14 protein-coding genes are annotated in these 13,712 nt (G+C 32.3%); all 14 read right to left on the bottom strand.

Annotated features, from left to right (window positions below):
* Positions 1-172: 172 nt before the first annotated feature.
* Positions 173-775: a hypothetical protein gene (locus AVL50_RS09380; protein WP_157491235.1), complete on the bottom strand. Its 603-nt coding sequence runs from the start codon at positions 773-775 to the stop codon at positions 173-175.
* A 264-nt stretch (positions 776-1,039) separates the two neighbouring features.
* Complete coding sequence (locus tag AVL50_RS09375) at positions 1,040-1,861, bottom strand: alpha/beta hydrolase (protein WP_062616238.1); 822 nt, start codon at positions 1,859-1,861, stop codon at positions 1,040-1,042.
* Positions 1,862-1,909: 48 nt separating this feature from the next.
* Positions 1,910-2,500 (bottom strand): hypothetical protein, encoded by a 591-nt coding sequence (locus tag AVL50_RS09370; protein ID WP_157491234.1) that lies wholly within the window; start codon positions 2,498-2,500, stop codon positions 1,910-1,912.
* A gap of 69 nt (positions 2,501-2,569) precedes the next feature.
* Positions 2,570-3,109: a DUF4240 domain-containing protein gene (locus AVL50_RS09365; protein WP_062616236.1), complete on the bottom strand. Its 540-nt coding sequence runs from the start codon at positions 3,107-3,109 to the stop codon at positions 2,570-2,572.
* 203 nt (positions 3,110-3,312) lie between these two features.
* The gene (locus tag AVL50_RS09360) at positions 3,313-3,825 is read right to left on the bottom strand and encodes a hypothetical protein (RefSeq protein WP_062616235.1); all 513 of its coding nucleotides are present in this window, start codon (positions 3,823-3,825) and stop codon (positions 3,313-3,315) included.
* Positions 3,826-4,795: 970 nt separating this feature from the next.
* Entirely contained in the window at positions 4,796-5,368 is a 573-nt protein-coding gene (locus tag AVL50_RS09355) for a hypothetical protein (protein WP_062616234.1), read from the bottom strand.
* Positions 5,369-5,478: 110 nt separating this feature from the next.
* Entirely contained in the window at positions 5,479-6,045 is a 567-nt protein-coding gene (locus tag AVL50_RS09350) for a DUF4377 domain-containing protein (protein ID WP_062616233.1), read from the bottom strand.
* Between the two features lie 526 nt (positions 6,046-6,571).
* Positions 6,572-8,746: a tetratricopeptide repeat protein gene (locus AVL50_RS09345; RefSeq protein WP_062616232.1), complete on the bottom strand. Its 2,175-nt coding sequence runs from the start codon at positions 8,744-8,746 to the stop codon at positions 6,572-6,574.
* A 2-nt stretch (positions 8,747-8,748) separates the two neighbouring features.
* Complete coding sequence (locus AVL50_RS09340) at positions 8,749-9,387, bottom strand: hypothetical protein (RefSeq protein WP_062616231.1); 639 nt, start codon at positions 9,385-9,387, stop codon at positions 8,749-8,751.
* A gap of 169 nt (positions 9,388-9,556) precedes the next feature.
* Complete coding sequence (locus tag AVL50_RS09335; RefSeq protein ID WP_157491233.1) at positions 9,557-10,183, bottom strand: hypothetical protein; 627 nt, start codon at positions 10,181-10,183, stop codon at positions 9,557-9,559.
* A 16-nt stretch (positions 10,184-10,199) separates the two neighbouring features.
* On the bottom strand, positions 10,200-11,477 hold the full coding sequence (locus AVL50_RS09330; protein WP_062616229.1) for a hypothetical protein: 1,278 nt from the start codon (positions 11,475-11,477) through the stop codon (positions 10,200-10,202).
* A gap of 123 nt (positions 11,478-11,600) precedes the next feature.
* A complete protein-coding gene (locus AVL50_RS09325; protein ID WP_062616228.1) occupies positions 11,601-12,059 on the bottom strand; it encodes a hypothetical protein in 459 nt (152 codons plus the stop codon).
* A 46-nt stretch (positions 12,060-12,105) separates the two neighbouring features.
* Complete coding sequence (locus AVL50_RS09320; protein WP_157491232.1) at positions 12,106-12,990, bottom strand: hypothetical protein; 885 nt, start codon at positions 12,988-12,990, stop codon at positions 12,106-12,108.
* A 157-nt stretch (positions 12,991-13,147) separates the two neighbouring features.
* Positions 13,148-13,312, bottom strand: a complete 165-nt coding sequence (locus tag AVL50_RS33820; protein ID WP_082795741.1) for a tyrosine-type recombinase/integrase — start codon at positions 13,310-13,312, stop codon at positions 13,148-13,150.
* Positions 13,313-13,712: the final 400 nt, after the last annotated feature.

The raw sequence follows: 13,712 nt of genomic DNA, 5'->3' as shown, positions 1-13,712 counted from the left end.
CTAGTTATAATATTCAATAATCGCATTAGAAACTTATCCAAAGAAACAACTTGATAATAGATATCTATTCGATAAGATTTAGTTTCTTTTGTTTTGTAATGAAATCTAATTTCTTCTCCGAAGAGAGAAAGTTCAGTTGAAGTTTGATTGACAAGGCTACAAAGTTGTTTACTCAATTTTTTGTTCTTTTACCAATAATTAAAAGTCCTACTGAGTACACCCAAAATGGTATCAATATTCCACTTTTAATAGAATGTATTAAATCATGTCCTCCCTTATGATTTGAAATTTCGAGCATTAAAACAGAAAGTGGTATTGATATAACAATACTTATAATTGAAATTATCAAAAATTTTCTATTCGGTTCGAGTCTAAATAATTTTAATATGAGGAATGCTCCTAATGGGATGAATGGAATTATCAACAATAATGAGAATCTTATCAAATTTAATTTCCATTCAGGTATCTCCATAACCAATAAAAAACCTAATGGTCCACTAGCAAAATTATAATACAATGACGTTTCTAGCACATAATAAATTATCAGTCCATATATCAATGAAATAGAATTAATTAAAATCCGTTTCTTTAAATCAAGCTTTACAAAGAAGTTTGCCCATGTTAGGAATAAACAAAAGCCAGTTGGAATTGCTAAATGAAAATATGCTACCCAAGTTAGTCCAGCCCAGCCATGATATTCAACTTCCATTCTCCAAATCAGTCCAACTAATATTGATAAAACAAAAAGTGATATTATAGGTGATTTTTCTCTCATTTTTTTCATGAATTCATGCCACTCAATATAAATGCTAAACTACGACCAGCGGATGAGTCACCCGGTGGATGGAGATTAGCTGATCTGTGTGCCCAAAAGTTGCTACTGTTGAATACTCCTGTGAACGAGAGTTCGAAAGGATACCGTGAAGCGAGACATAAGTAAAGTAAGAGGCATAGGCGGTAGGATAAGGTAAGCATATCGTTATAAGGTCCCAATTATCGGTAACCATACTTTCAGACCAAGCTAAGCCCTTATGGTTAACTACTGTATTTTATTCTTATTATTGACATAGATTAAACCATCTAGTAAAGTTCGTAAGCCATTAGTTGCATGATTTTCCTCTTCATTTAATTTAAACTTAAACCGTTTATTGGTCTTTTCTAAAACATCTATTAATGTTCCATACGACTTTAATGAATAGTCCCAACCATTATTACTAAGGCTTAAATAAATAGATTCTTTACGAGAATTATTAGAGATATTTTTTTGGATATAATAGTTATCCCAAAGGATTGCCGGGCTTGCCACAATATAATGATCAAACAAATGATTTTGTGATATGTAAAATGATAAAGCTCCTAATCCACCATTAGAATGACCAAATATTGTTTTTTCTGAAAATTTCACTTGTAAGTAATGTTCCAAACGGGGTATGACTTCTTGTGATAATGAGGATTCAAAAAGATTAAAATTACCCGTTTTTGAATATAAAATACTATCCTCTTTACTGTTTAAATTTTTTACATTGGTTGGTGTATAATATTTATATCTGCTTTCGCCAGTACTTGGTAATCCTACTATAACAGTTAATGGCATTTTGTTTGACCATTCATAAAGTTCTGCAATATCAGATGCTATTTTAAAATATTCATCTCCATCTAATAGAACTAGTAAGGATACTGAATCAATTTTTGAGTTTGATTGATTTAATCTTTCAGGTATACGAACCCAACATTCAATTGAATCTGATAATATTTCAGAGTTAATAGTTATTTTTTTCCCAAAAGTAAGATCTGTTACTTTAGTTTGAGAATAGCCTAAAAAAGGGAATAGAAGTATTAATATTAAATTGAAGATTTTCATTTTAAGTTTGTTATTATTGTAATTTACATTGTTTTAAGTTTTGCTTTCTTATTCAATCCAAGAAGTCTTATAGAAAGAGACTATTTCATTATGCTCATCATAAAAGAATAAATACATTAACCCACTTCCATGCAAATCGGGTCTTTTTTTATAGGAAAATTGAACTAACATGGATTCAGCATCCGTTTTAGATATAAGAATCGTCCACTTACTTTTCTTCTTTGTTTTATCAATAATCTTACAATTGTCGATAAACATTAAAGTGTCCTCATAGGGTACGCTTTCCTTAAGGTGTATTAATGCTTTACTACGTTTTTCATTATCAATCCTCCATACATCATTTTCTGACACATTCAATTTGTATGAAAGATACTCAGTAAGAAAAATGTTATACCCCCAACCAGACCTTATTTTATAATCCATTCTAAACTTTTTTGAGAATATCTTATTGTCTTTAAGATACTGAAGTGCATTGTTCAATTGGGAACATACTAAATCTGCAGAAAATGTTTTTTTTACTGTATCAGTCTCAGAAGTTTCATTGGATGGTTGTTCCAAAGTTATTTCTTTAGAATATGCATTTATACCAATAAAAATTATCAGAAAAGTAACATTAAAAACTTTCAATATTGATTTCATATGTTGTGTCTGTATTTGCATTGCTGACGACATGGATACGGTGACGCTGGTAGGTTGCGTCTGTGATTTTTAATTTAACTTTGCCCATAAGTTAGGTAACATTGTTGGGAGTTCATCTTCTGTCCAATCCTTACCTTTCGTTGGAGGTGCCCCAAAATCGTAATCAAGTCCCAAATCAATTGCAATGTCTCTAGGGAAAGTTTCATCCTCTTCTTTACCTGTTTTTTTAGAATAAGCATCTGTCGCGACGTACATTAAGCCTTCCCAATCGAGGATTTCTTTCTGATCTACAATGTTTGCCAAATAGTCTGGGTTGTTTAAGATCTCAGCATAAACATTTTCTCCAAGTCCAATTAGCCAACAACGGAAATATAAATAACTATCATCTGAAACATAGCCTTCAATAATCTTTTGTGCTGCCATAATTTTAAACTCGTCAGCTTCAATTATGCATTTTCGAAAAGCAAATTCAAAATTTTTTATTTCGTCAAGCGATAATTTTTCTAGTTCATGGACTAGATATCTTTCTTTTAAATGATTGTCTCCGTTAGAAGCTTGGACAGCTTTGTCAATAAGTTTCCAAAATTTATTGGTATTGATCGTTTCCATATATAAGTTTGATTTAAGATTTAATAATTACTGTCATTATGATATCAATTGTCTAGTTTTCAAGTATAAAAGTAAAACGACTAATTCTGAATTATTCCACTTGTTATGACTCACAATTGAGGCTAGCATAATGGCTAAATTCGTGAGTGGTTGCGTCACCCGAGATTGGAGTTTAGTTGATATTGGTGGTAGGCTTTTTTTTGTCAACATGGTGACCAGTACCGAAAGCTAATAAGTCTGTTTTCCTTAAATGTAAATATAACTCCATCATCTCCATTTGCGTCATAGATGAGGATATCGTTAACTTCAGGATTATTAGCGAAATAAGTTTTAACGTAGTCACCAAATATTTCTACCAAGTCTGCCTTAGTTGTCTGTCCATTCAAAGTCCATCGGTCATACTGGATTGATAGGCCACTGTCAAGGTTGAAATAGACATTCTCAAGAATAAATTTTTCAGAGTCACTTCCAATGTAGTTAAAAGAGTTAAACGACATTTGATAAAAAGGTGCACCCTGCTGATCATTAGCATAAAAACCGCATTCGTATTGCGGATCTATAATTTCACCTAGTCCGAATGTCTTAATTACAAGGTCTTTAGATAAACGGAATTCAAGACCTTTAAACGTCAATTTTGAGAAGTCAAAGGCTTTTACTTGTCCAAACGAACTACTGGACACGCAAATAAGAAGTATTATTATCAGTCTGAATTTCATTCTTAGATTTAGTATGCTTACCACCAACATTGGATGAGTACAATGGCGTTTATTTCTCAAAGATTTAACGGATATACGCCATATGGTATATATCCATTAGTAAAAAGTACTCCCAACTTCTTTTTAAAATTAGTTTGCTATTAGATTGTTGAAAGATGATTTCAATTTACATGTTTATGTATTACAAAACAAGAATAGATTTTTTTCAAATCAATTCGTGAGTAAATGCAATTTGGGGTTGAAATGATGACTTTCTTATTTTCAGTTCAATGTCTTCTAGCTGAAGGGCGGTGGCGACTTTCTACAATAGGACTTTAGAGTCAATAAAAAAGCCAGACCTTGTATGATCAGCTACCTTTAGGGAGTTAAGGTTTCAAGGAAAATTGGAACTATAATTCAGTAAAAAGCCCAAACTCTGAATTCTATTATTCGAGGTGGGGTGAATATATCTTTGGTCTTTAGGTTACAGCTTCTTGTAGGGCTCTGTATAACACGTGAGCCGTATGAATTGAGAGATTAAGGGATGGTTCTGTGAGAAGTTAGGGGTGAGATTCCCCTAACTTACTACATTGTAAACTAAATTACCGCAAATCTTTAGTCAATTATTCTGCAGGCTTTTATGACCTACTTTCAAGCTTCCTTCTTCTTCATTTTTCCATTGCTGAAAAACGAAGCAAAAAATCTAGGCTTAGAAGTCAAAAGCTAAATTTCATTCCGCTCGCCTCAATGATTTTAAACTCGCTTTGCTCAGACAAGAAAATCATTTTTAACGGCTCAATTCATAAAATTCTTAACACTTTTCCCTTCAATGCCAGGGGGAGTACTACCAAACTATAGTGGTAGAAAGCTCAATGGCGCGAATGTTAAGCGTTAGCGTCATTCGTGTCCTTCAGATCATCAGAAATCTCCTGATTTCTAAACACTATAAATAACGAAAACTTAGTTTACAATGTACTTGCTCGACTGTGGATTAGTTTTTCTGTCTTTGAAAGGTCAGTTTGTTATTAGGCATTTCAAGTACTAAACTATCTTTGTCAATATAGTCTATTTGAAAATTAACGGATTCAAGGTTGTCATTTAAAATTGAAAAGCTTTCACTCGTCGCTTCCCATTTCATTTTAAAATTGTATACAGGAAATCCAGGAGAGGTCATCCATATTATTTCTCCTTGATTACAAACAGGACTGATTGGTTGAAAACCTTCTCTTTCTATCAATAAAGAATCTCCGCTGTAAATTGTCCAAATGTCATTAAGTGGTTGGAAATTAATTATTGAATCAGGTTGGTCTGTTTCACTCACATATTTTGATTTAATCCCATCATTAAATATGTAAGGGGTTCCATCGATACATTTAATAGAATCATATATGTGAGATGGTAGTTTCTCAATTTTCGAAACCTTGACTAACTCCCATTTGTTTATTAAGTTAAAGTCAATAACATCCTTTAAAGTTACTTCATCATTCTCCTCATTACAGGCACTTCCAAATACTATAAAAAATAGTGAACTAATTAGTATTTTCGTATGATTGTTACTTTTCATATTGTTATTACCTAAAAGTTTTTAAACTCTATCGTAGAGTTAACCTTACGTGATTCATATAACCATTTTTTATGCTAGAGGTAATGATTAATATACTGAAAATTTGTTTTTTAATTTAGCTTCAACAATTGGATTGTTTGGCTATCAATATGTTTAAAAGTACCTTGTATACCTTCTTCGTTTTCAATCTTTTCAGATAATTGCTCATATAAATCTCCACAATCAATCTTAATATTAGAATTAAGTAAATAGTAATTCGAAAATTCATCCTTTTTTAACAGAGCTTGGTAACCATTTGTATACTTTATTGAAAGTACTAAATCAAATGTTGTTTCTATATCAATTTTAGATTTTGAATTTATTTTTCGTAGCGTATAAATAACATTTGGATGGTCAATCAATTCATTTTCTAACTCTTCTTTTTCTACAGTTAAATCATATACATAACCAAATTCAAACTCAAATCCCCTGATTTCATGCTGAAAAGAAGTCCAATTACTAGAACCTATATCATCTCCTTCTTGGATATAATAGGACATACCTGTAAACAACTCATAATTGTTTATCGGTTGTTGGTAATGATTGATTCGCATATTAGTTAGTTCAAAACTCTCTTCTTTATCACATGATGTAATACCAATGAAAATAAGTATTAAAGCGAATATTGTATTCTTCATCTTTTTATTATTTTAAAGTTAAATGTATTTATGAAAATTATTGGTCACGTAATGCAAAACTATGACCAGTGATTGTGTCGACCGATGGATAGAGATTAGCTAATTATTAATTAAGTACAACATTGGATAAACATAATGTCTTTTATCCCTCAAAACCTCACGGATATGTGCCATATGGTATATATCCATTAGTAAAAAGTACTTCCAACTTCCTTTTTAAAAATGAGTTTGCTATTAGATTGTTGAAAGATGATTTCAATTTACATATTTATGTATTACAAAACAAGAATAGATTTTTTTCAAATCAATTCGTGAGTAAATACCATTTGCGGTTGAAATGATGGCTTTCTTATTTTCAGTTCAATGTCTTTTAGCTAAAGGGCGGTGGCGACTTTCTACAATAGGACTTTAGAGTCAGTAAAAAAGCCAGACTTTGTATAACAAGAGCCGTATGGATAGAGAGGTTCACGTACGGTTCTGTGAGAAGTTAGGGGTGAGATTCCCCTAGCTTACTCGACTGGCAAAACTATTCATTATTCATGATTTTATCTAAATCAACACCGTTTTCTTGTAGTACCTGAATGGCTGTTTTCAAGTAATTTTCTAAATAAGGGGCTTGTTGATAGACAGGTAAAAGCATTTCAACTGCTTCCATTGCTAATGCAATTGATTTTGTTTTATCAGGAACTGATTGTATATAAAAAATACTCAGGTTTATTACAGTAGTAGCGACATCGGGCAAATACGTTCTTGGGTTCTCTTTGGCAAGTTTTCTATAAATCTGCAATGCTTCTTCGAATTTTTCTAAAGCTTCGTCAAATTCATTTTTATGTGAATGTAAAACCGCCAAATTGTTCAAAGTAGTAGCGACATCGGGCAAATACGTTCTTGGGTTCTCTTTAGCAATGTCTCTTCTTATCTGCAATGCTTCTTTGTATTTTTTTAAGGCTTCGTCAAATTCATTTTTATGTGAATGTAAAACCGCCAAATTGTTCAAAGTAGTAGCGACATCGGGCAAATACGTTCTTGGATTCTCTTTGGAAAGTTTTCTATAAACCTGCAATGCTTCTTTGTATTTTTTTAAGGCTTCGCCAAATTCATTTTTATCCGAATGTAAATTCGCCAAATTGTTCAAAGTACCTGCCACGTATGGCAAATACGTTCTTGGGTTCTCTTTGGCAAGTTTTCTATAAATCTGCAATGCTTCTTTGTATTTTTCTAATGCTTCGCCAAATTCATTTTTATCCGAATGTAAATTCGCCAAATTGTTCAAAGCACCTGCCACGTATGGCAAATACGTTCTTGGGTTCTCTTTGGCAAGTTCTCTATAAATCTGTAATGCTTCTTTGTATTTTTCTAATGCTTCGCCAAATTCATTTTTATCCGAATGTAAAATCGCCAAATTGTTCAAAGTAGTAGCTACATTGGGCAAATACGTTTTTGGGTTCTCTTTGGCAAGTTCTCTATAAATCTGTAATGCTTCTTTGTATTTTTCTAATGCTTCGCCAAATTCATTTTTATCCGAATGTAAATTCGCCAAATTGTTCAAAGTAGTAGCGACGTATGGCAAATACGTTCTTGGGTTCTCTTTGGCAAGTTTTCTATAAATCTGCAATGCTTCTTTGTATTTTTCTAATGCTTCGCCAAATTCATTTTTATTCTTTTGTAAAATCGCCAAATTGTTCAAAGTAGTAGCTACATTGGGCAAATACGTTTTTGGGTTCTCTTTGGCAAGTTCTCTTCTTATCTGCAATGCTTCTTTGTATTTTTCTAAAGCTTCGCCAAATTCATTTTTAACCGAATGTAAAATCGCCAAATTGTTCAAAGTAGTAGCTACATTGGGCAAATACGTTTTTGGGTTCTCTTTGGCAAGTTCTCTATCAATTTGCAATGCTTCTTCGTATTTTTCTAAAGCTTCGCCAAATTCATTTTTATCCTTTTGTAAAACCGCCAAATTGTTCAAAGTAGTAGCTACATTGGGCAAATACGTTCTTGGATTCTCTTTGGCAAGTTCTCTATAAATCAGCAATGCTTCTTCGTATAAAGTATTTGCATTATTGAATTGATTATGATTTTGGAGAAATAAGGCGTATTGAAATACAATTGCATCGGTACGACAGGCATCGAGGGCTTTTTCGTAGTATTCACAAGCGTTATTAAACCAATTTGGATCACTATAAAAGGTTTTCCAGAGTTGGGCTTTAACTAAAAACTCGTAGGCTATTTGTTCTCTGCCTTTTTTTACTTCCTCTTTTTCCTTGTCAAGCTGTTTGTCTTTTTCTTTTAATTTCTCTAAATCGGAAGTCATTTCTTCGGCTTTCAAAATAGCATCAGCTTCACGAAACTCACCTTTGTCGAAATGGGCTTTGGCAAGGCGCAGGCGTTCAGTGTTTATTTCTATTTTGGTAAAGGTTTCGTATAAACGAGATACATCAGCCTTAAAACTTTCAATTTTCTGTTCCTGTTCTGTTATATCGGCATCAACTTTCAATAGGTCGGTTTTAAAGTCATCATCATCAGGGTATTTTTGAATACGCTCCTGTAATTTTATTTTTTGGTCTTTCAGTTTATTCAGTTGTTTTTCAAGTTCCTGATAGTCGGTTGTGTTTAGGTAGATGTTCGTAATCTTATCGCCTAAAACTTTGTCTTTAATAATATAATCACCTGTGATATTGTTTCCGAATGTATTCTGTTGTTCCATAATTACTCTTTCACTATTTTATTACCTGAAATTTTATCACCACCCACATAATCTCCGCCAATATTATTTCCAGTTCCACTGTGGGTTTGGTTAGTTGAATTGTCGGTATTTGTTCCAGTCAGCTCATTCTGCTGGTTTTCCTGCGTTACTTTCCTGAATTCGTTGTCGACAAGTCGGTCAAGTTCTTTGTTAAATTGGTTCCATAGGTCGTTAAAATCGGTGAACGAGGGGTAGAAGTAACCACTTTCGGCAAGTAGCTTTTTAAAGTCTTCGAGCGATTGAAGGTCTTTTAGGTTGTTGCCTGTATAAGGCGGATTAGCTTTAAAGTACACAAAAAGAAAGGGCTTATTGGTGCTTTTAAACGTGCGTTGTGCGGTTTTAAATTCAGAGAAGGTGTATTCTCCTATTTTGGAATAAGCAAGCACTACAACAATATCAGCATTTTGTACAAACTCATTGTATTTGTCCTGCGAATGAGTTTGCGTCATTGCAGCAGACATGTTTTCCCAAATATCGAGATACAGAAAGGTTTGTTTGCTTGCAAACCATTCCTGACATTTCCGATATATATTTCTTTCAAATAACTCACGCTCTTCTTTCAGTTCATTTGAAGAGGCTAAGAATATTCTTACTTCCTTCATAGTTATTAATTTTTAGTGATTTTATTTTTTGCTAACATTTAGTATAAGAATAGTAGCCGACTGCGTACCATTTTTCTGTAAAGTTGCACGAAAATTGAAGCGAGCTAAAACCCTTAATTTCACTACTGATTCGGCTATTATTTTTATACATTGCTATGGTGTTCTTTTTTTATTCTTCCAATTCTTTTCTGATTTCTTCACTCAATTCAATCTCTCCAGTTTTTAACAACTTTCCAGTTTTATAAATCACGTAGTTTTCTGTTGTTCCAGGAATAATATTTCCAAGGCTATCACACTCTGAAGAGCTTATTGTGTCCGAAACATATAATGAATAATCTTCTTTAATTATCATATATTCATTGCACAAATATCCACATTCGGAACCACAGTAACTTATTGAAATTGATTTACTGTCAATCTTCTCACCTGTCAATTTATAAGTTGTCAATACGTGCAAGAAGCAGTCGGCAGATCCTAATGTTATAGTTGCAACATAGGTTCCATTCGTTGGTATTTGTTTATAACCATAGTGGTACTCATCAACATACTTTCTGAATAGGTCTCCTTTAAACTCTTGCATTTCCTTTTCACTTAGATTACAGCCTTTAATTTCAATTGGCAGTTTTGCTTTTTCAAAGTACCTAAGAAAACCATCAAATTCGTCATTAACTTGAGGGAATATTACTTCTCCTTGCTTCGAGTCGGTTGTTTGGGTTTCTACTTTTTTGTCTTTCGACTCAGTGATACAACTTAGAAGAAGAAAAAACATAAATAAGACTAATAAATTCAGTTTCATATATATTCGTGCTTTATTATTCTTTTAACATTTCGCTTCCGTTTTTATTAATAATCCCTAATGCCTGTTTTATTCTTTTAATAAGGGTTGACTTCAGCATCTCATTCTTATCTAGCTCTTCAACCTTTTGCGAAGATAATTTATAAATCATCCCTAAACCAGGACACATATTTAACGTTGACATAGCTGTTTCATAGAACTTTTCTTCTAATTCAGAATACTTTTCTTCATTTAGAATGATAATTTCCTGCTTTTCTAATTCACTTATATAAGTTTTTACATTGTCTCTTTTCTGTTGCGATATTTTATCTATATTATTTTTCCAATAATCAATATATTGGCTATAATCAGTTGATTTAAACCATACAAGATTAGAGTTTCTAAATGATACATGAAAATTGGGACGTATATACCATTCATTATCTATTTGAGGAGTAATATTAGAAAAAGAACTAAAAAAAGACTTTGCTTGTGATTGAGTATCTCCGAAAAATAAACTCAGTTCCAAATGCCAATCATTATCACTTGATTTTTGTATTAAGCCAATTTTTTTAATTTCATTGTACTTCGATTTTATATAAAACCCCCAACCACGATGATATTCAATCATACTTTCATCATGAACAATAGATTCAAGAACATTTTTAATTCTTCTATTTATTAGTTCTTTATTTCCTTTACATTGGTGAAACTTGTCATACGGATTTAAATAAGGAAAATTTGTATCAATGAATGAAAGAAAGTCTTCAATCATTATTTTCTCATTCCCAGAAAGTGTTGGAATAGATAAAAGGTAATTCAATTGTTTTATTATTTCTTTCCATTCTAAGATTGATGGATTTGTATAAACCGAAGTTTCCTCTGAAAGGTTTTGTCTTGAAGGGTTCAATTGGTCAAACCAAACATTTTTAGAGCGAGGTTTATTTTCAATTATTAAAGTTAGATTACTTCCAAAAGTAATTATTCCATCGTATATCGCATTTCTCTCACTCGACTTAATATCTTTATCCCTTAATGCTGATTGTGAATCAGTTATTAATATGGATAATAAAGTGCTCGTACTTATATCAGGGTTACTTTTTTGTGTCTGAATATCCCATCCATATTCCAAGTTTTCAATTAGAGAGATTGATTTTTCATCTTCTGAAGTGCAATGATTGATTCTACAATACTCAAAAAAAGTTGAAAAAGCATGTCCTGAATATTTCAATAAGACTAAATATGCTCTAGTCAATTGGTCTTCATGATTTATTCCCTTTGATTGATATGGGTTAAAATAATTTAGTCTATCCATGTAACACTTGCATTATTTTTTAGCTCACTATATAACTTGGCATGCATGATGCACAACGGTTAGTACATGAAGAGCATCATTCCATAGAGTGCTATGATTTCATATACATTGTTAGCATCTTTTTTAATTCTTTATTAGCACTTTTGAGATATTCTTTCGGTCATACCAATGTTGAAAAACAGTTATCGTGTCGATTGGTGACTCATTGACGTAATAGCTAAGAACACTTGTCAAAAATACTTTGTCAGCTGTTAAGCTGTCAATTCGCGAATTTTGAAGTCGAGTTGACGTTTGACTTCTATCATCCACACGAATCAAATATTGTTCGTTAAACCAATTATTAAATCCATTATCTTTTCTATGCTCATAGAATCTCATCTTTTGACCTTGTACTTTGATATCAATAGTGTCAATTATCCGTCCTCCAAGAGATTCTTCTCCAAAATCAACATGACAATATTTTCTAATTAATGAACTGTCAAGATCGCTCGGCTCATAATATTTGATATTTGAACCATCTTGTGCCATTAGGCAAGTAAGGAAGAATGCTCCAATTATAGTTAATCCTATTTTTCTTTTCATTTAATTCTAATTGATGCTAATATTTAGTATAAGAGTAGTGGCTAATTTAAGACCACAACCGTTTCCACCATGGTTGCTGTTTAATAGTAGTTTTATTTTTCAATTCAGTACTTTGACCGCCATTACTTTTATACATTGTTGTATGCTTTTTTTCTTTCTTTTTTAATATTGCAGGATGTTTATTGAAAAAATATTCTGCCCATTTTTCTCGGTCAAAATTCTTTTGCTCTGCATGAATCCAAGCTCCTTTGGCATGTTCTTGAAATACCCCGAATTGCTTTAAATCAATTTGACCTACCCAAACACAATGTAAACTTTCAGGGTCTTTAATTTTAAGAACATCTTGGTTTTCTAGAATATGTAAGCCCTTGTAATCCCAACTTTCAACAAGAAGAGTATTGGATTCTCGGTTTTCTTCAATTCTCCCATCATTCCAATTGATAGTTACGCGGCTAATAGCGTTTTGTGGAATTCCATAAGGTCTACTAGGTGAACATGTTATTCCAAAAGACATTTTACTTCCATCCTTTAAGATAATTTCCTTACCATGACCAGAAAATTTCCAATTACCTTTACCATATTTTTCATTAGCTCTATCTTCTGTATAATTGATTTTAAAATCATACTTTTCCATTAACCTATCATCTGCTAAAAAATCACCCTGTTCTTCTCCTTTGTATAATGAGGACTCAAGGTAATCAGAATCCTGAGTTATTGGATCTGGTAGAGGAAGCCATTTGTTATTTAATAATACTTCACTTTTAGATGCAATTCCTATTCGGGAATCATTCTCAATATCGTAAACCGTTTGTTTATTTGAAACGCCAAAAGTGGGTGACACGAGTTTGATATACTTGCTTTCTTGTAAAGCCCAATAACCACCCTCGGTTCCAGTTTCTGAATAAAAGCAAAGTCTTCCTTCTAGTTCCATATCTATAATTGCATACAACATTTGATAAAGGCCATTATGTTAAATTATATTTTTTAATACAACATGGCGTTTATCCATTAGTAAAATAGTTTACTTTCATTAAGTTAGTAACCAACTTTAAATATTCAAATCCGAAGCACCACAATTCTAATATATATTACAAATTATCAAGAGGGTTGCTTATTTCACTTATTACTCTGGTGCTCATATGAGTAGATATCTGTGTGGTCATTGCAGAGTTATGACCTAAAAGGGATGGTACAGAGCTTAGATCTACATCATTCTCTAATAAATGAGTTGCAAAAGAACTTCTTACTGTGATTTATCAAGATTGTATGAAAAAATATTCTTTCGACGCTTAGAAAAATATAGAATAGGTTTCTTATGGCTTAGATCTGCTCATTTAAAAAGTTTTTCTTGAATTGATTGGCATTCAAAAAATATTTTTTCCAAATCAATTCGTGAGCAAATGCAAATTATCCTTTCAAGTTCAAGTAGTTGTTGACTTTTGGTGTGACTTCGGAAAATTTGGGCATAAAAAAATCCCTGAAGAGGGAGTGTTGTGAAAAATTGTGGAGTGAAGTGAGTGGAAATAGGTGAGTTGAGAGGGATTTTAATGAAAAATGAATGGATTAGACGTAGGTCTTCCATTTCAGAACGGTTGGGTTCTTCCAGAGTTTGAATTGTGGTCGATCTTTGATCAGTTCACGCATCCAATAATA

This window comes from Flammeovirga sp. SJP92 (assembly GCF_001583495.1).
GTDB lineage: Bacteria > Bacteroidota > Bacteroidia > Cytophagales > Flammeovirgaceae > Flammeovirga.
Note: the sequence above shows the minus strand (reverse complement) of the source record. Positions and strands in the feature narration are given on the sequence as shown.

Coding starts and splice junctions, on each gene's coding strand:
- AVL50_RS09380 (WP_157491235.1), bottom strand. CDS start 775: ATGAGAGAAAAATCACCTATAATATCACTTTTTGTTTTATCAATATTA.
- AVL50_RS09375 (WP_062616238.1), bottom strand. CDS start 1,861: ATGAAAATCTTCAATTTAATATTAATACTTCTATTCCCTTTTTTAGGC.
- AVL50_RS09370 (WP_157491234.1), bottom strand. CDS start 2,500: ATGAAATCAATATTGAAAGTTTTTAATGTTACTTTTCTGATAATTTTT.
- AVL50_RS09365 (WP_062616236.1), bottom strand. CDS start 3,109: ATGGAAACGATCAATACCAATAAATTTTGGAAACTTATTGACAAAGCT.
- AVL50_RS09360 (WP_062616235.1), bottom strand. CDS start 3,825: ATGAAATTCAGACTGATAATAATACTTCTTATTTGCGTGTCCAGTAGT.
- AVL50_RS09355 (WP_062616234.1), bottom strand. CDS start 5,368: ATGAAAAGTAACAATCATACGAAAATACTAATTAGTTCACTATTTTTT.
- AVL50_RS09350 (WP_062616233.1), bottom strand. CDS start 6,045: ATGAAGAATACAATATTCGCTTTAATACTTATTTTCATTGGTATTACA.
- AVL50_RS09345 (WP_062616232.1), bottom strand. CDS start 8,746: ATGGAACAACAGAATACATTCGGAAACAATATCACAGGTGATTATATT.
- AVL50_RS09340 (WP_062616231.1), bottom strand. CDS start 9,387: ATGAAGGAAGTAAGAATATTCTTAGCCTCTTCAAATGAACTGAAAGAA.
- AVL50_RS09335 (WP_157491233.1), bottom strand. CDS start 10,183: ATGAAACTGAATTTATTAGTCTTATTTATGTTTTTTCTTCTTCTAAGT.
- AVL50_RS09330 (WP_062616229.1), bottom strand. CDS start 11,477: ATGGATAGACTAAATTATTTTAACCCATATCAATCAAAGGGAATAAAT.
- AVL50_RS09325 (WP_062616228.1), bottom strand. CDS start 12,059: ATGAAAAGAAAAATAGGATTAACTATAATTGGAGCATTCTTCCTTACT.
- AVL50_RS09320 (WP_157491232.1), bottom strand. CDS start 12,990: ATGGAACTAGAAGGAAGACTTTGCTTTTATTCAGAAACTGGAACCGAG.